Here is a 17534-nt window from a genome sequence, read left to right as displayed (position 1 = left end):
GATGGCGCTGACGCTTTCGCTGAACACCAATCCGCTGGTCAATCGCTTTGCCGATCCGGACGACCTGATCGACACGGTCGCCCGCGATCTGCGGATCCGCGATTTGCAACTGACCCATGAATTCATCAATCCCAGCTGGCAATCCCATGTGATCCGCCGCCTGACCCGCCAGATGGGCGCGGCGCTGGCGCGCACCGGCGTTCGGGTGACAAGCGGCATGACCGGCCCTTATGGGCGGCTGAACCATTTCGGCCATCCCGATGCAGAGGTGCGCCGCTATTACATCGACTGGTTCAAGACCTTTGCCGATATCATCGCCGATCTGGGCGGCAGGTCGGTCGGCACGCAATTCGCCATCCTGACCTATCGCGATTACGACGATCCGCAGCGCCGCGAGGATCTGATCCGCATCGCCATCGACTGCTGGGCCGAGGTGGCCGAACATGCCAAGGGTGCCGGTCTGGATTACGTCTTCTGGGAACCGATGAGCGTGGGCCGCGAATTCGGTGAGACGATCAGCGCCTGTCTGGCCCTTCAGGATCGGCTGAATGCCGCCGATCTGGCGGTGCCGATGTGGATGATGGCCGATATCGACCATGGCGATATCAGCTCGGACAACCCCAGTGATTTTGATCCCTATGCCTGGGCGGGCGCGGTGCCGCGCCTGTCTCCGATCATTCATATCAAGCAATCGCTGCTGGATAAGGGCGGCCATCGCCCTTTTACTGCTGATTACAACGCCCGGGGACGGATCCAGCCCGACCCCTTGCTCAGGGCGCTGGCCGAGGGTGGGGCGGTGGATAACGAGATCTGTCTTGAGCTCAGCTTCAAGGAAAGAGAGCCTGACGACCGGATGGTGATCCCCCATATCGCGGAGAGTATTGCATTTTGGGCGCCATATATCGATACCGGTAGACATAAGCTGAATATTTGATCGGATGACCCGATGACGCCACCCTTCGCCTTTGCCACCGCCACCCAGATCCTGTTTGGCCGGGGCCAGGCGAAAGATGCGGCGGCGCGGATCTCGGCATTTGGTCAGCATGTTTTCCTGCTTCACGGCCGCAGTTCGGCGCGCAGCGCATGGCTGACGGCGGCGCTGGTCGATCTGGGCTGCACGGTGACGGAATTTCCGGTGCCCGCCGAGCCCGATCTGGCGCTGATCGAAGCCGGTGTGGCGCAGGCGCGCGACATGGGCGCGCAGGTGGTCGTCGCCATCGGCGGCGGTGCCGTCATCGATGCGGGCAAGGCCATCGCAGCTCTGGTGCCCGCACCCCGCGATGGGATGACCTATCTTGAGGTCGTAGGGCAGGGCCTGCCGCTGGATCGGGCGCCCTTGCCCTGTGTCGCCCTGCCAACGACGGCAGGTACGGGGGCAGAGGTCACCCGCAATGCCGTGATCGCCGTGCCAGAGCATCGCCGCAAGGTCAGCCTGCGCGATGCGCGCATGTTGCCGGATCTGGCGATCGTCGATCCGGCCCTGACCGATCACTGCCCGCCCGCGATCACGTTGGCCTCGGGGTTGGACGCCATCACGCAGGTGATCGAGCCCTATATCTGCACCCGCACCAACCCGCTGACCGACGCGCTGTGCCGCGATGCCACTCCGCGCGGGCTGGCCGCGCTGCCCGTGCTGATGCGGGCCGAGGATGCGGCGGCGCGGGACGAAATGGCCTGGGTCAGCCTTTGTGGTGGCATGGCACTGGCCAATGCCGGTCTGGGCGCGGTGCATGGTCTGGCCGGCCCCTTGGGTGGACTGACCGGCGCGGCGCATGGCGCGATTTGCGGCGCGCTGCTGCCACATGCGCTGAAGGCGAACCGCGCCAAGGTCACCGATCCGATGCTGCGCGACAGGATGGATCAGGTCGGCGGCTGGATCGGGGCGGCCTTCGGGCAGCCACAGGCCGATCTGGCGCAGGCGGCGGATCTGCTGGCCGACTGGTCGCGGCAGGCGGGCCTGCCCGGGCTGACCGCGCTTGGGATCGACCGCACGGTCCGGATCGCTGCGGCGGAAGCTGCGGCAAGCTCTTCGTCGATGAAGGCAAATCCGGCGGCCTTGGATGTGCAGGATCTGATGCAACTGATGGAGGCTGCAGGCTGATGGCACGTTATGGCAAAGGCGATCCCGATCACAGTCTGGCCATCCGTGCGGCCTGGCTGCATTACGCCGGTGGGCTGACACAGACGGCGGTGGCCAAGCGGCTGGGCCTGCCCTCGGTCAAGGCGCACCGCCTGATCGCGCGGGCCGTGGCCGAAGGCGCGGTCAAGGTCTCGATCGATGGCGATATCGTCGAATGCGTCCAACTTGAGGACAGCATCTGCCAACGCTTTGGGCTGGATTATTGCGAGGTCGCCCCGGATCTGGGTGAGGTCGACGTGCCGCTGCGCGCGCTTGGGCTGGCGGGCGCCAACTTCCTGCGCCGCGAGATCGAGCGGGGTGAGCATGAGGTGATCGGGCTTGGTCACGGCCGCACGCTGGCCGCGGCGGTGCATCAACTGCCGCGCTTTGACGGCAAGGGGCAACGCTTCGTGTCGGTGCTTGGCGGCCTGACGCGGAACTATTCGGCCAACCCGCATGACGTAATGCATACGCTGGCCGAAAAGACCGGCGCGCAGGCCTTCGTGCTGCCGGTGCCGTTCTTTGCCAATTCCGAGCAGGATCTGGCGGTGCTGATGGCCCAGCCTGGGGTGCGAGAGATTCTGGACCTGTCCTATGGCGCGACGCTGAAACTGGTCGGGCTTGGTGCCGCAGATGCCAGCGCCCAACTGGTCGAATCCGGCATGATCGAGCCGCATGAGATCGAAGAGATCATCGCTGGCGGCGCGGTTGGTGAGATGATGGGCCATTTCTTCGATGCCGAGGGCAATGTGCTGGAAACCACCCTCTCGGCCCGCACGCTCTCTGCCCCGCTGGACGGCCCCACCGAAAGCCGCATCGTCGTCATCGCGGGCGGCCCCGGCAAGATCGAGGGCTTGCGCGCCGTGCTGAAAAGCGGCCGGTTGTCGGGCCTGATCACGGATGAGGTAACGGCGCGGGTTCTGGCGGGGTAGGGCGCGTTGCGGCGGATGCGTCGCCGCCAAGATCCGCGATACCGCCATCCGCGCCGATGTCGGCCCGATGCCGATCAACGGCGTCTTGTGCATCTTCCCGCAAAGATAGCCGACAGCGGGAGCCCAGATCTTCGGCGGCGCCCCTGACGGCCAATATTTGTGAGCTTTCCAGGCCCCTCGTTTGACACCGATCCGGCGATGCCTAGGCTGATCGTCGTTCACCGTTCCTATTCGAATTCTCTTCACATTTCAGAAGAAAGCCGAGGCCATGTTCGACGACTCAGAGAAAATCATCCTTTCCCTTATCGTGATCGCCACCGCCATCGGGCTGATGGGTCTGTCGTGGTTTTTCTATCGCAGGATCCACACCTATGACGATTACAACGTCGCCGGGCGCTCGACCTCGCTTTTTCCGCTGATCTGCACGCTTGTGGGCACGGCGGTCGGTGGCTCGACACTGCTTGGGTTCATGTCCAGCGGCTTTACCTCGGGCGTTGGGCAGATCTGGCTGCCCGGCGCGATTACCGTCAGCGGGATCATCCTGCTTGTCTTCTTCCTGTCACGCATCCGCGCGTGGGGAGAGCGGTATAATATGGTGACCATCGCCGATTTCATGGTACGCCGCTATGGTACCGCCGCACGTCTGCCCACGGTCATCAGCATCCTGTGCGCCTATGCGGCGATCACCGGGATGCAGTTTGTCGCCATCGGAACCGTGCTGCAGCTTGTCTTCGGCCTTGATCTGTTCGTCGCCATCATCATCACTTGGCTGCTGCTGACAGCAAAAACGTGGCTGGGCGGGCTTGTCGCCGTCATCTGGTCCGACGCCATCCTTGGGGCGTTGCAGACAGTCGGTGTGTTCTTCCTGATGGCCGTTGTCTTCGTCCAGTCCGGCGGCGTGGCTGGCCTGATGAAAAGCCCTTACCTGCAGGAACATCCCGATTTCCTCAGCATCTTCAATATCAGTGCGGCGGATCTGTTCGTCTATCTGATGACCATCGGTGGCTACCAACTGGTGCGTCAGGATCTGTGGCAACGCTTCTGGGCTGCTGACAGTGCGCGCACAGCCCATAGCGGTTACGTCGTAGCCGTGGTCTTCACGATGGCAATCGGTGGCGCGGCGGTCCTGACCGGTGCGATGGCGCGGCTTGGGCTTGGCATCGATATCGAAAACCCCGATCTCATCTACTATGCCGTGTTGAACGAGACCCTGCCCTTTGCCCTTGTGGCGCTGATGATCCTTGTGCTGCTTGCAACAGTTGTCTCTTGCGCGGATTCCTTCTTTATCGCCGGGGCTTCGTCGATCTCGAACGATATTCTGAAGCCGGTGTTCAAGATTACGGATGACCACAAGCTGCTGCAAATGAGCCGTCATGCCGTGATCCTGATGTCCATCATCTCTGTCGCGCTTGCGCTTTATGCGCCAAATCTGGTGGCGATCTGGATCCTTGGCAGCGCCATGCTGGTCTGCGGGCTTCTTGTGCCTGCCATGGCGGCATTGCTGTTTGACGATCTGGACCCGAAATTCGCCGTGGCTTCGATGTGGCTGGGGCTTGGCGCGGCAAGTCTCTGGCAGCTATTGGGCCAGCCCTTTGGCATTCATCCCGTCTTTATCGGGTTGCCGCTTGCCTGCTCGATGCTGCCTTTCATGCTGCGTACGGCGCAGCGTCGGAGAGGCGATGAGGTTCAGGAGGTCTGAAGGCGCAGCTATACCCCTGTCGTCCAACGCGCAGATCCCGAAATGCAAAATGCCCCCCGCAAATCCTCGCAGGGGGCATTTCTGTAATCGCGGGGGGACGCTTACTTGCCCGTCAGGGCCTTGGCGCGGGCCATGATGGCGTCCTTGGTGATGCCGAATTCCTGATACAGCCGGTCGATCGGGGCCGAGGCGCCGAAGCCGTCCATGCCGATCACGTCATCCTCGCTGGCGACATAGCGGGTCCAGCCGAACTTGCCCGCTGCCTCGACGGCGATGCGCGGGGCGTTGCCCAGCGTTTCGGCGCGGTAAGCCTCGGGCTGGGCGTCGAACAGCTCCCATGATGGCATCGAGACGACGGCGACGTTCAGACCGTCCGCATGCAGCGCCTCGGCGGCTTCGACGGCCAGCGCAACTTCGGTGCCGGTGGCGATCAGGGTCACGTCGCGGCCCTCGCCGAACTGGCGGATCACATAGGCGCCCTTGGCGGTCAGGTTCTCGTCGCCGGCCTCAAGACGAAGCTGCGGCACGTCCTGACGCGACAGCGCCAGCAGCGAAGGCACCTCGCGATTACGGATGGCGATGTCCCACGCTTCCAGCGTCTCGACCGTGTCTGCGGGGCGCAGCACGGTCAGGTTCGGGATCGCGCGCAGGCTGGCCAGATGTTCGATGGGCTGGTGCGTCGGGCCGTCTTCGCCCAGGCCGATGCTGTCATGGGTCATGACATAGACCGTGCCCAGACCCATCAGCGCGGACAGGCGGATGGCGTTGCGCGCATAGTCCGAGAATACCAGGAACGTGCCGCCATAGGGGATAAAACCGCCATGCAGGCTGATCCCGTTCATGGCCGCCGCCATGCCGAATTCACGCACGCCATAGCCGATATAGCGCCCGGCCTGATCGCGGGTGAACTGGCTGTCCACGGCCGGAACGCGGGTCAGGTTCGAGCCGGTCAGATCGGCAGAACCGCCGATCATTTCGGGCAGCGCCGCCGTCAGCGGCTCCAGCGCCATCTGGCTGGCCTTGCGGGTCGCGGCTTTCTTGGGGTCGGCGAACAGCTTGTCGCGCGCGGCCTTGACGACCGCATCGTAATCGCCCGGCAGACGGCGGGCCAGACGGCGTTCGAACTCTGCCCGTTCATCGGCGGGCTTTGCGGCGAAACGCTGTTCCCAGGCCTCGCGCTCTTCCTGGCCGCGCTGGCCGATGGCGCGCCATTTCGCCAGCAGTTCTTCGGGGATGTCGAAGGGGGCGTGGGTCCAGCCAATCGCCTCTCTCGTCAGGGCGGCCTCGTCCTTGCCCAGGGGCGAGCCGTGCACCGAATAGGTCCCCGCCTTGTTGGGCGAGCCGAAGCCGATCACCGTCTTCATCGCGATCAGCGAGGGCTTGTCGGTTTCCGCCTTGGCGGCTGCAATGGCCTGATCCAGCGCCTTGCCGTCATGGCCGTCGCAGGACTGGACATGCCAGCCAAGCGCGCGGAAGCGAGCCGGAATATCTTCCGAGAAGCTGACCGAGGTGGGGCCGTCGATGGTGATCGAGTTGTCGTCATACAGCACGATCATCTTGCCCAGACCCAGATGGCCCGCAAGGCTTGCCGCCTCTTGCCCGATGCCTTCCTGCAGGCAGCCGTCGCCGACGAACACATAGGTGCGGTGATCGACCACATCATCGCCGAATTCCTGCGCCAGCCGCTTTTCCGCAAGCGCCATGCCGACCGCCGTGGCCAGACCCTGACCCAGCGGGCCGGTGGTGGTCTCGATCCCCTTGGCATGGCCATATTCGGGGTGACCCGCCGTGATCGAGCCCCATTGCCGGAAATTCCTGACCTGCTCCAGCGTCATGTCCTCATAGCCGGTCAGGTGCAGCACGCTGTAAAGCAGCATCGAGGCGTGGCCATTGGACAGCACAAAACGGTCGCGATCCGGCCAGTCGGGGTTCTTGGCGTCGAATTTCAGATGCTTGCCAAACAGCACGGCAGCCGCGTCGGCCATGCCCATCGGCGCGCCCGGATGGCCCGAATTCGCCGCGTTCACCGCGTCGATCGACAGCGCGCGAATGGCATTGGCCAGGGCGAAGTTTTCGGGGTCGAGGGCTGCCTTTTCGGCGATCTTCGGGTCTTTGGGCGAATCTAGGGGCATATGCGGTCCTCCGGGTTTGCCCCCGGATACTGCGTCCTGCGGAAAACCACAACCAGAGATCACAAGATAAAATCACAAAATCACAAAATATATGTTGTGATAATGAAAACTGGTGTTAAGTTGCCGATGTTCCTTACCGGAGAGTGAGTCGTGAAACGCGAAGAGCGCAGGCAGGCCATCATGGACGCGCTGGTCGAGGCGCGGGCGGTCGATCTGGACGATCTGGCCGAGCGTTTTGCGGTTTCCAAGATGACCATCCATCGCGATCTGGACGATCTGGAACAGACCGGCCTGCTGCGGAAGGTGCGGGGCGGCGCCACCATCGAGGCCGGGACGCAGTTCGAAAGCGATTTCCGCATCCGCGAGTTGCAGGATGGCGATGCCAAGGCCCGCATGGCCCGCGCCGCGCTGGCCCTGGTCGAGCCGGGGATGACGGTGATGGTCAATGACGGGTCCATGGCGGCGCTTCTGGGTACGCGGCTGGCGGAGAAGCCGCCCTTGACGGTGATTACCAACAATCTTGCGGTGGTCGACCGGCTGAAAGACGCGCCCCGGATCACGCTGATCGCGCTTGGCGGCAGCTATAGTCCGAAATTCAACGGCTTTTTCGGTGTCGTCACCGAACAGGCCCTGTCACGGCTGCGCGCCGATCTGGCCTTCATCTCGACCCCCGCCGTGTCGGGCATGCAGGCCTTTCACATGGATGATGCGGTGGTGCGGGCCAAGCAGGCGATGATGGCGGCGGCAAACCGCTCGGTTCTGCTGGTCAACCATCAGCGTTTCGGCCGCTCTGCCCTGAACCTGCTGGCCGATCTGAGCCAGTTCGAAACCGTGATCACCGATGCCGAACCCGGCCCCGATGTCAGTGCCGCGATGCGGCGGGCAGGGCGGCGGCTGACCATTGCCAAGGATTAAGAACATGCCCGATATCTGGATCGGAACCAGTTGGAAGATGAACAAGACGCTGGCCGAAGCGCAGGAATTTGCGACCGCGCTGGCCGCTGCAGATGCGGCACGCGATCCGCGTATCCAGCGTTTCGTGATCCCGCCCTTTACCGCTGTCCGGCAGGTGAAACAGATATTGGCCGAAACCTCGGTCAAGGTCGGGGCGCAGAACATGCATTGGGACGATGCCGGTGCCTGGACCGGCGAAATCAGCCCGGCCATGCTGACGGATTGCCACTTGGATATCGTCGAACTGGGCCATTCGGAACGGCGCGAATATTTCGGTGAAACCGATGAGACGGTCGGCCTCAAGACCGAAGCCGCCGTGCGCCACGGGCTGATCCCGCTGATCTGCATCGGCGAAACCCTGGCCGAGCGCGAATCCGGTCGCGCGCAAGAGGTGCTGGCAGCGCAGGTGCGCGGCGCGCTTGGCAAGCTGCGCGAGGATCAGAAATCCGCGCCCATCCTGCTGGCCTATGAGCCGGTCTGGGCGATTGGCGTGAACGGGATTCCCGCCACCTCGGATTACGCCGATGATCGCCAGCGCGAGATCATCCAGGTCGCGCAAGAGGTTCTGGGCCGCAAGATCCCCTGCCTCTATGGCGGCTCGGTCAATCCCGGGAATTGCGAAGAGCTGATCCAATGCCCGCATATCGACGGGTTGTTCATCGGCCGCTCGGCCTGGCAGGTGGAGGGGTATCTTAACATTCTGGCGAAATGCGCCGCGAAGATCTGAAGGAGAATGATATGAAACTGGCAATTGCAGGCGACAGCGCGGGCGAAGGTCTGGCCAAGGTTCTGGCCGATCATCTGAAGGACAAGCATGACGTGGCCGAGATCAGCCGCACCGATGCCGGTCCGGATGCGTTCTATGCCGATCTGTCGGACCGCGTCGCATCCGAGGTTCTGGCAGGCACCTATGACCGTGCCATTCTGGTCTGCGGCACCGGGATCGGGGTCTGCATCTCGGCCAACAAGGTGCCGGGCATTCGCGCGGCGCTGACCCATGACACCTATTCGGCGGAACGCGCGGCGCTGTCGAACAATGCGCAGATCATCACCATGGGCGCGCGCGTCATCGGGTCCGAACTGGCCAAGGCCATCGCCGATGCCTGGCTGGCCGAGACGATGAATTTCGACGCCGCAGGCCGGTCGGCAGGCAATGTGAATGCCATCGATCAGGTCGATGCCAAATATAACAAGGGCTGAGCCATGCTGAAGCTGCCCGCCGATGGTCCGGCCAAAGGCGCCCTGCTGCGTGATCTGCTGACCGGCGATGGCCCGGCATCCATTGTTCTGGCGATGGCCGGTGCGATGCCCGATCTGGCCCAACGGCTGGCAGCGGGGCGGTTGCACAGCGACCCCGATGCCATCGTCGGCGTCAATGACAGCGGCGATAAGCAAAAGGCGCTGGATGTCGCCGCCCATCACCACGTCGTCGCCGCCCTGCGCAAGGCCGGCGTGCGGCAGGTCCTGTCCGAAGAGATGGAGCAGGTCGTCCACCTGAACCCCGATGGCGCCTATGATGTGGCGATGGACCCGATCGACGGCTCTGGCAGCATCGGGATCGGCGCGCCCCTGGGCATGCTGTTCAGCATCCTGCCCGCCGCGCCCGAGGGCTTCATGCGCACGGGTCGGGCGATTGTCGCGGCGGGCTATGCCTCTTTCGGGCACTCGCTGGATTTCGGCTATTCGCTGGGTGATGGCGTGACGATTGCCACCTATGATGCCGAGGCCGGGGATTTTCGGCTGATCCGCGAGGATGTGACGCTGCAGCCGACGGCATCGGTCTTTGCCTATAACGCCTCGAACCAGCGGTTCTGGGCGCAGGGCCTGCAGGATTGGCTGCACGATCTTCTGGCGGGCAGGGATGGCCCGTTTCAGCGCGATCCGAACATGCGCTGGCTGGCCGCCGCCGTGGGCGATCTGCACCGGATCCTGCTGCAGGGGGGTGTTTTCCTGTATCCCGCCGACAGTCGGCCGGGATATGAGAATGGCCGCCTGCGCCTGCTGTATGAATGCGCGCCGATGGCTTTTCTGATCGAACAGGCGGGCGGCATCGCCACCGATGGCTCCACGCCTGTTCTGGATATCGCGCCGGGCGGCCTGCATCAGATGTCGCCCCTTATCTTTGGTGCGCGGGACGAGGTCGAAAACATCCTGCGCTATCTCTCTGCTGACAAAGGATCCTAACCCATGGCCATGATCACGCTGCGCCAGCCTCTCGACCACGCGGCCGAGAACAGCTATGCCGTGCCCGCCTTCAATATCAACAATATGGAGCAGGGGCTGGCCGTGATGACAGCCGCGCAGGCGACGCATTCGCCGGTGATCCTGCAAGCCAGCCGGGGCGCGCGCGCCTATGCCAATGATCTGGTGCTGGCGGGGCTGATTTCGGGCTTTGCGCGGGCCTTTCCCGATATTCCGGTCTGCATGCATCTGGATCATGGCAACGGGCTGGCGACCTGCGCCACCGCCATTCAGAACGGTTTTACCAGCGTGATGATGGATGGCAGCCTGAAAGCCGATGGCACGACGCCCGCCGATTATGCCTATAACCGCGATATCACCGCGCAGGTGGTCGGGATGGCCCATGCCTGCGGCGTCTCGGTCGAGGGGGAACTGGGCGTGCTGGGCAGTCTGGAAACCGGAATGGGCGATCAGGAGGACGGCCACGGCGCGACCGAAAAGCTGGCCGAGCATCAGCTGCTGACCGACCCGGACGAGGCCGCGCGCTTTGTCGCCGATACCGGGGTGGATGCGCTGGCGGTGGCGATGGGCACAAGCCACGGCGCCTATAAATTCAGTCGCAAACCCGATGGCGATATCCTGGCCATGCATGTGATCGAGGCGATCCACGCCCGGATCCCCGACACCCATCTGGTGATGCATGGATCCTCTTCCGTGCCCGAGGATTTGCAGGCGATCATCAACAGCCATGGCGGCGATATCCGCCCGACATGGGGCGTCCCCGTCGAAGAGATCCAGCGCGGCATCAGGTCGGGCGTGCGCAAGGTGAATATCGACACCGACAACCGGCTGGCCATGACCGCCGCGATCCGGCGCACTCTGGTCCGCGATCCGGCGGAGTTCGATCCGCGCAAATATCTGAAACCGGCGATGGAGATGATGGCAGAGGTCTGCAAGGCCCGCTTTGAGGCTTTTGGCACCGCAGGCCACGCCGACAAGATCCGTCCGCTGCCGCTGTCGGCCATGGCGCGCAGCTATGGATGATGCGACCGGCGGTCAGTCGCGCTTGCGGCGATAGCGCCGCCACAGCATCACACCCGCCGCCAGCGCCACCGCACCATAGACCACGTGACGAGAGGTGATCCCGATCCTTGCCTGCGCGCTGCTGCGATAGCGAGGGTCGAACAGGCGTGTATCTGACAGGAACTTGCCCAGCATGGTTTCCTTGCGCGGGGTGATCGGGCGCAAACCCCGGCCTTGCCGGTCGTTCAGCGCCCTGATGGCGCCGATCACGCTGCCATGGCTGTCGATGGCGCTGACCACCTGTTCCGGCGACACGGCCAGATGTTCGGCCAGCAGCCCGTTGCGGATCTCGGTAATGCGCTGCCTGTGCTGATCGCGCCGGGCGATCAGCGCGACATCGCTTTCCGTATCGAACCCCATCGAGCGGCGGTCGATATTGCTGGACCCGATGCGCAGAAACGCGTCGTCGATGATGCTGGTCTTGGAATGGACATAGATATCCTGTCCCGTCTCATTCACGGGATAGAGGATGGTAAAGCGGCCATGCGGGTCATGGGCTTCCAGATCCTCGATCAGGCGGCTGCGGGTGACATGCATGGCCTCATCCTCGACCATGCCCTGCGCGGCATTGGGATTGATGATGACCACCTCTGGCCCATCGGGCTCCTGCAGGCGCGCGCGAATCGCATCCGCGATACCATCGGCGGCGAAATATTGCGATTCCAGATAGATGCAGTCCGTCGCAGCGGCGATGCTGTCCAGATAAAGCGTCTCGATCTCATTGACCGCCTCGTGATGACGCTCGGGCGGTGCGGTGCGGGCGATGGCGACCTCGATATCGGTGAAATCGGGCTCGATCCCCTTGGGCCAGATATCGTGACCGGGCGAGAATTCCTCGCCAATCGGTTCATCCATGGCGCGCTGCCAGCGGCTTCGGCACAGCTCGCTGAGGGCCGAGGCCGCATCGCCCGACATCAGCGTCGTGCTGTCATGCCAGGGCTGGGCAACCTCGCCATCCTTCTTGACGCGCAAGGGGTTGTAGGATCCATGCGCGCGAGTGTCCCAACGGCCTTCGGTCACGTCGATCCCGCCGCAAAAGGCCAGTGAATCGTCGATCACCACGATTTTCTGATGGTGGCAGGCGCCGATGGGGTGGCGACCGTCAAATCCCAGATGAAGCTGATCGGGCGACATCAGCTTGATCTGGATCGTGGGCACGGTGCGGGCCGGGGCGATCAGGGCGCCGCCGCTCCATTTCAGCAGATAGATGTCCAGCCCCTCGCGCCGCGTCACCAGCGCGTCAAAAAATGGTCCGATGGCATTGGGAAAGCCATCGGGCGCATTGCCCTCATCATCGCTTTCGCCGGGCAGCATCTCGATCTCGAAGTCGAAATCCCAGCCGACCAGAATGACGAAGCGCCGCGCCTTCAGCAGCGATTCACGCAAGGTACGGAAATAATCCTTGCCGTCCACGATGACAGAAAACCGGTCGGCATGTGCAACGCGCCAGCAGTTTCGACCGGGTTGGAAAGTCAGATCCGTCATGAATTCCGTCTCGTGATGATAAGGTGTCGCCCCTTGCCCAACGCGGTGTGGCTGTATTGGTTGCCTTTTCCGTTCAGCTCCGCCCTTGCGTGGCCAGCGCCAGCCCGTCCACGACGGCGGTAAAGGCGTCGGAATATCGCAACTGCGCGGCGGGGCATCGGTCCTGCACCTCGGCTGCGACCATGTTCATCAGGCTGGAGCCCCCGACCAGCACGGCGGCGTCGATCTGATCCGGGCGGATGTCGGCAGCCGTCAGCGTCTCCTCGATCGCCTGACCCAGCCGGGCGCGGAAATCGGCCAGCGCCGCGTCCATGGATCGCGCGGTGATGGGCGCGTCAAGATCGCGCTGGATGAAGTCAAGCCGGATCGCGGCCTCTTGTGCCGGACCGTTGGCGGCGATCTTGCCCTTTTCGACGGCGAAGGCCAGCTGATGGCCCAGCTCTTCCTCGATCACGTGATGCAGCCTGCCGATCTTTTCGGGCTCAACCGCGTGGCGCTGCATATCCTCGATCCTGCGCAAGGTGTCGCGGGTATAGAGAAACGGGATCTTGGCCCAGTTCGCCAGTTCCGAATACAGCGCATTCGGCACCGGCAGCAGGCCCTGACCCATGCTGCGGCGCAATTCTCCGCCCTGACCCAGCAGCGGCATGACATGGCTAAGCGAGATGGCATGATCGAAATCCGTCCCACCCAGCCGGATGCCGTGGCTGGACAGGATATCGACCCTGTCGCCCCGGCTGCGAAACAGCGTGAAATCTGATGTGCCGCCGCCGATATCGACGATCAGCCCCAACTGGCCACCCTGGCCCGGCGCATGGCTGGCAAGGGCGGCGGCCTCTGGCTCATAAAGGAAATCGACCCGGTCGAAGCCCGCCTGATGATAGCAGTGGCGCAGATCCTCTTGCGCCTTCTGATCGCGGGTTGGATCGGCGGAATGGAAATGCACGGGCCGCCCCGACAGCACCGCAGAGAAGCGATATCCGGTGGTCTGTTCAGCATTGGTTTTGACGGAGATCAGAAACTGGGTCACGATCTGGGCCATCGTGCGCCGCTTGCCCGCGATCAAGCGGCTTTCGTGAAACAGCGTGGTGCCGAGGATGCTTTTCAACGCCCGCATGAAGCGTCCCTCATCCCGTGCGATCAGGGCGGCCACGGCCTCTTCGCCGATCATCATCGGGCCGCGATCCTCGGGAAAGAACACCGCCGTTGGCAGCGTATCGCCATGCGCCGAAATCGGGATCCGCCGCAATTCGCCATTGTCGATCATCGCGGCGGCGGAATTCGATGTTCCGAAATCAATGGCAAGCGTCGGTGACATGGCGGGCTTCGCTGTTGGGGGCAAGAGGGAGCGTGATCTAGCGAAGCCATGCGCGCGCTGCAAGTCACAGGGCTGCGCAGGAAAGTTGACGCAAGGTCGGACCATGCCTTGACCTGCGGCAGAGGGAATGGTCTGTCATGGCAAGCAGCGCCCGTGGCGCAAAGTGGACATGGCCCGTCTTTGCGCAGCGCGCGGCAGGGCTTTATCCGCGACAACGACATTCCTGACGTCGCCCTGCAGGCGGCGCAGCAGCGGAGAAGAGGCCATGTCAGCCACAGTTTTCGACGACCGCGCATGTGAACTGGGCGAGGGCGCGCTGTGGCATCCTGAACGGCAGCAATTCTTCTGGTTCGACATTCTGGGCCGCCGCCTGTTGTCGCGCGACGGCATGGGGGCGCTGGAATGGCGCTTTGACAGGATGGTCTCGGCCGCGGGATGGGTGGATCGTGACCGGCTGATGGTCGCGACGGAAACCGGGCTGGCGCTGCTGGATCTGACAACGGGCAAGCTGACCGATCTGATCGCGGTCGAGGCGGATCAGCACGCGACCCGATCAAATGACGGCAGGGCGGATCGGCAGGGCGGCTTCTGGTTCGGCACGATGGGCAAATCCGCGCAGGACGGGGCGGGGGCGATCTATCGCTATTACAGGGGGCAATTGCGCAAGCTGTTTGACGCGGTCTCGATCCCGAACTCGATCTGCTTTTCGCCCGACGGAAGATGGGCGCATTTCGGCGACACGGCGCGGGGCCTTGTCTGGCGTCAACCCTTGGACGCCGAGGGCTGGCCGGCCGGCGAACGACAGGTTTTTCTGGATGTCAGCGCGTGGGATTCCGGCGCCGATGGCGCGGTGATGGATGCCGAGGGCGGCTTTTGCTGTGCCTTCTGGGGGCAGGGCGCGGTTCTGCGCTTTGACGCGGCTGGGCAGCAGACGCATCGGTTCGAGGTCGGCGGCAGGCATTGTTCTTGCCCGGCCTTCGGGGATCGCGGGCAGATGCTGGTCACCACCGCGCTGGAAAATATCGCCGATCCGGATGCGGGGCAGGGGCTGACCTATCTGGTGCGCCATGACCTGCCAGGCCTGCCAGAGCCGAGGGTTCTTCTGTGACCGCAGACGCTGTCACGACCCTGCCCGACGGCCAGGAGATCCGGCGCATCACGCTGCGCTCGGGGTCCATGACGGCGCAGCTTCTGACCCTTGGCGCCATCGTGCAGGATCTGCGGATCGAGGGCGTGGATCACCCGCTGGTTCTGGGCTGCGACGATATCGCGGATTATCTGGGGCAGGCGCGTTATATGGGGGCGATTGTCGGGCGCTTTGCCAATCGCATCGCCCGGGCGCGCTTTCCGCTGGACGGCGCGATCTGCCAAACCGATCCGAATTTTCTGGGCCGCCACACGCTGCATGGCGGATCTGAGGGGCTGGATCTGCAGATCTGGCGGATTGATGAGCTTGCAAAAGATCATGCTCTGCTGTCGGTGACGCTGCCGGACGGCCATATGGGGTTCCCGGGCAATCTGCAGATCCGGGCGCGGATTGCGTTGGAAGATCAGGCGCTGGTCTTTGATCTGCAGGCCGAAACCGACGCGCCCACGCCCTGCAGCCTGGCCCATCACGGCTATTTCAATCTGGACGGCGGGGCCGATATCGTCGGGCATCGCCTGTGGATCGACGCGGCGCAATATCTGCCGGTCGATCAGGATATGATCCCCTTGCCCGGAATTGCCGAGCTTGCCGGAACCGCCTTCGATTTCCGGCAGCTGCGCGAGATTGGCGATAGCGGCTATGATCATAATTTCTGCCTCTCGCGCGATGCGACCCGGCCTCGCAGGGTCGCGCAGCTGACCGGTCGTTCCGGCCTGTCCATGTCGGTGATCACGGATGCCCCGGGATTGCAGCTTTACGATGGGCGGCACTTCGCGGACCTGCCGGGGCTGCAGGGACGCCGCTATGGCCCCCGTTCCGGGGTTGCGCTGGAAACGCAGATCTGGCCCGATGCCCCCAACCGGCCCGATTTCCCGCACTCCATCCTGCGTCCGGGTCAAACCTATCGCCACCATATCCGCTACGGGTTTTCGCTATGACTGCCACTCTGATCGGCCTCGACTGGGGCACAACGTCTTTCCGCGCCTGGCTGATGGGCGCCGACGGCATGGTTCTGGACGAGGTCGCAGAGGGTCCCGGCATCCTGGCCGCCGCAAGCCTGCCGGGCGGCTTTCCCGAGGCACTGCAGAATGCGGTCGGGCCCTGGCTGGCGCAGCGCGTGCCGATCATCGCGTCGGGCATGATCACCAGCCGCAATGGCTGGGTCGAGACGCCCTATCAGCGCCTGCCGCTGGGCGTGGATGCGCTGGCCGGTTCGCTGCTGTCCCACGGCTTCGGCGACCGCCACATCTGGTTCGTCAGCGGCGCGATCAGCGATCCCGACGGCCCGGCGCCCGATGTGATGCGCGGCGAAGAGACAGAGATCATCGGCCATATCGCCGCCAGCGGCGCGGCCGAGGGGCAGTTCATCCTGCCCGGCACCCATAACAAATGGGCGCAGGTGCAGGACGGCAGGTTGACGGGTTTTCGCACCGTGATGACGGGTGAGGTGTTTCAGATGCTTTGCGCCCATTCGATCCTGGGGCGGCTGATCCAGCCCGGCCCCGCCAGCCCCGAGGCTTTCCGGCGCGGCGTGCTGGCAGGTGCGGAACCGGGGCCATTGCTGGGGCGGATCTTCTCGGCCCGCAGTCTGGCCTTGCTGGACAGGCTGGCGGGGAATGAGGTGGCCGATTACCTGTCAGGCCTGCTGATCGGGGATGAGGTCGCGCAATCGCGGCAGGGCGGCCGGGCCGGTCCGGTCACGATCATCGGGCGGGGCGATCTGGCGGAACGCTATCGCATCGCCTTTGACTTGCTGGAACAGAAGGCCCGGATCGCTGCGCCCGGAATGGCGCGGCAGGGGCTTTGGACAATTGCACAACATGCGGGGATTATCTGATGACGAACTGGCAAGAGGCCTTTGACGCCTGCCCATTGGTGGCCATTCTGCGCGGCGTGCGGCCCGTTGAGGTGCTGGCCATCGGCAAGGCGCTGACCGGGGCGGGCTTTACCCTGATCGAGGTGCCGCTGAATTCGCCCGATCCGCTGAACAGCATCTCGCGGCTGGTGCAGGACCTGCCGCAGGCGGTGGTCGGCGCGGGCACGGTGCTGAGCGCGCAGGACGTGACGGCGGTGAAAGATGCCGGGGGCCGACTGATCGTGGCGCCGAATTTCGACCCCGAGGTCGCGGCCGAGGCGGCACGGCATCAGATGATCTACCTGCCCGGCATCGGCACCCTGTCCGAGGCTTTTGCCGCATTGAAGGCGGGCGCCGCAGGGCTGAAGCTGTTCCCGGCGGAAATGATCCCGCCCGCCGCCGTCAAGGCGATGCGCAGCGTGCTGCCTGCCGACGCGAAACTGCTGCCCGTGGGCGGCGTGAATGCCGACACGATGCCCCGCTATTGGCAGGCTGGCGCGAACGGGTTTGGCATGGGGCAATCGCTGTACCGGCCCGGCCAGACGGCCGAGGAAACCGCCACCCGCGCCGCCGATTTCATCGCGACATGGCGCGCAGTGGCCGGGCAGGGATAAGACCGCCGGACATGA

Annotated in this window: 16 protein-coding genes; 13 read left to right on the top strand and 3 right to left on the bottom strand. The window is 64.0% G+C overall.

Going from position 1 to position 17534, the window contains the following annotated elements:
- The first annotated feature begins 1 nt into the window (after position 1).
- The 4 genes from JHX87_RS06780 (at position 2) to JHX87_RS06765 (ending at position 4750) form a co-directional block, all read left to right on the top strand.
- Entirely contained in the window at positions 2 to 934 is a 933-nt protein-coding gene (locus tag JHX87_RS06780; protein WP_271883399.1) for a sugar phosphate isomerase/epimerase family protein, read from the top strand.
- 12 nt (positions 935 to 946) lie between these two features.
- Complete coding sequence (locus JHX87_RS06775; protein ID WP_271883398.1) at positions 947 to 2101, top strand: iron-containing alcohol dehydrogenase; 1155 nt, start codon at positions 947 to 949, stop codon at positions 2099 to 2101.
- A complete protein-coding gene (locus JHX87_RS06770; protein WP_271883397.1) occupies positions 2101 to 3051 on the top strand; it encodes a sugar-binding transcriptional regulator in 951 nt (316 codons plus the stop codon). The genes JHX87_RS06775 and JHX87_RS06770 overlap by 1 nt, the downstream gene beginning before the upstream one ends.
- A 268-nt stretch (positions 3052 to 3319) precedes the next feature.
- Positions 3320 to 4750: a sodium:solute symporter family protein gene (locus tag JHX87_RS06765; protein WP_271883396.1), complete on the top strand. Its 1431-nt coding sequence runs from the start codon at positions 3320 to 3322 to the stop codon at positions 4748 to 4750.
- A gap of 101 nt (positions 4751 to 4851) precedes the next feature.
- Here JHX87_RS06765 and tkt read toward each other — a convergent pair whose 3' ends face one another.
- On the bottom strand, positions 4852 to 6882 hold the full coding sequence (gene tkt / locus JHX87_RS06760; RefSeq protein WP_271883395.1) for a transketolase: 2031 nt from the start codon (positions 6880 to 6882) through the stop codon (positions 4852 to 4854).
- A gap of 150 nt (positions 6883 to 7032) precedes the next feature.
- Between tkt and JHX87_RS06755 the strand changes: the two genes are divergently transcribed.
- The 5 genes from JHX87_RS06755 to fba are packed head-to-tail and all read left to right on the top strand — an operon-like array spanning position 7033 to position 11061.
- Positions 7033 to 7797: a DeoR/GlpR family DNA-binding transcription regulator gene (locus JHX87_RS06755; RefSeq protein WP_271883394.1), complete on the top strand. Its 765-nt coding sequence runs from the start codon at positions 7033 to 7035 to the stop codon at positions 7795 to 7797.
- A 4-nt stretch (positions 7798 to 7801) separates the two neighbouring features.
- On the top strand, positions 7802 to 8563 hold the full coding sequence (locus tag JHX87_RS06750) for a triose-phosphate isomerase (protein WP_271883393.1): 762 nt from the start codon (positions 7802 to 7804) through the stop codon (positions 8561 to 8563).
- Between the two features lie 11 nt (positions 8564 to 8574).
- Complete coding sequence (gene derI, locus JHX87_RS06745) at positions 8575 to 9036, top strand: D-erythrulose-4-phosphate isomerase (RefSeq protein ID WP_271883392.1); 462 nt, start codon at positions 8575 to 8577, stop codon at positions 9034 to 9036.
- Positions 9037 to 9039: 3 nt separating this feature from the next.
- Complete coding sequence (locus JHX87_RS06740) at positions 9040 to 10020, top strand: class 1 fructose-bisphosphatase (RefSeq protein ID WP_271883391.1); 981 nt, start codon at positions 9040 to 9042, stop codon at positions 10018 to 10020.
- Positions 10021 to 10023: 3 nt separating this feature from the next.
- On the top strand, positions 10024 to 11061 hold the full coding sequence (gene fba, locus JHX87_RS06735) for a class II fructose-bisphosphate aldolase (protein WP_271883390.1): 1038 nt from the start codon (positions 10024 to 10026) through the stop codon (positions 11059 to 11061).
- Positions 11062 to 11073: 12 nt separating this feature from the next.
- On the opposite strand, the gene JHX87_RS06730 is transcribed toward fba, so the two are convergent.
- Both JHX87_RS06730 and JHX87_RS06725 read right to left on the bottom strand, forming a co-directional pair.
- A complete protein-coding gene (locus tag JHX87_RS06730) occupies positions 11074 to 12585 on the bottom strand; it encodes a phospholipase D-like domain-containing protein (RefSeq protein ID WP_271883389.1) in 1512 nt (503 codons plus the stop codon).
- Between the two features lie 73 nt (positions 12586 to 12658).
- Positions 12659 to 13903, bottom strand: coding sequence for an Hsp70 family protein (locus tag JHX87_RS06725; protein WP_271883388.1), 1245 nt, complete (start codon positions 13901 to 13903; stop codon positions 12659 to 12661).
- A gap of 265 nt (positions 13904 to 14168) precedes the next feature.
- Here JHX87_RS06725 and JHX87_RS06720 point away from each other — a divergent pair, with 265 nt between their 5' ends.
- Genes JHX87_RS06720 through JHX87_RS06705 form a run of 4 tightly spaced genes read left to right on the top strand, consistent with a single transcriptional unit; the run spans position 14169 to position 17519 of the window.
- The gene (locus JHX87_RS06720; protein ID WP_271883387.1) at positions 14169 to 15011 is read left to right on the top strand and encodes an SMP-30/gluconolactonase/LRE family protein; all 843 of its coding nucleotides are present in this window, start codon (positions 14169 to 14171) and stop codon (positions 15009 to 15011) included.
- Positions 15008 to 15988 (top strand): aldose epimerase family protein, encoded by a 981-nt coding sequence (locus JHX87_RS06715; protein ID WP_271883386.1) that lies wholly within the window; start codon positions 15008 to 15010, stop codon positions 15986 to 15988. The genes JHX87_RS06720 and JHX87_RS06715 overlap by 4 nt, the downstream gene beginning before the upstream one ends.
- A complete protein-coding gene (locus tag JHX87_RS06710; protein WP_271883385.1) occupies positions 15985 to 16887 on the top strand; it encodes a 2-dehydro-3-deoxygalactonokinase in 903 nt (300 codons plus the stop codon). The genes JHX87_RS06715 and JHX87_RS06710 overlap by 4 nt, the downstream gene beginning before the upstream one ends.
- On the top strand, positions 16887 to 17519 hold the full coding sequence (locus JHX87_RS06705) for a 2-dehydro-3-deoxy-6-phosphogalactonate aldolase (RefSeq protein WP_271883384.1): 633 nt from the start codon (positions 16887 to 16889) through the stop codon (positions 17517 to 17519). Before JHX87_RS06710 ends, JHX87_RS06705 begins: the two co-directional genes overlap by 1 nt.
- The last annotated feature ends 15 nt before the right edge of the window (positions 17520 to 17534 follow it).

The organism is Paracoccus fistulariae, assembly GCF_028553785.1.
Classification (GTDB): Bacteria; Pseudomonadota; Alphaproteobacteria; order Rhodobacterales; family Rhodobacteraceae; genus Paracoccus; species Paracoccus fistulariae.
Note: the sequence above shows the minus strand (reverse complement) of the source record. Positions and strands in the feature narration are given on the sequence as shown.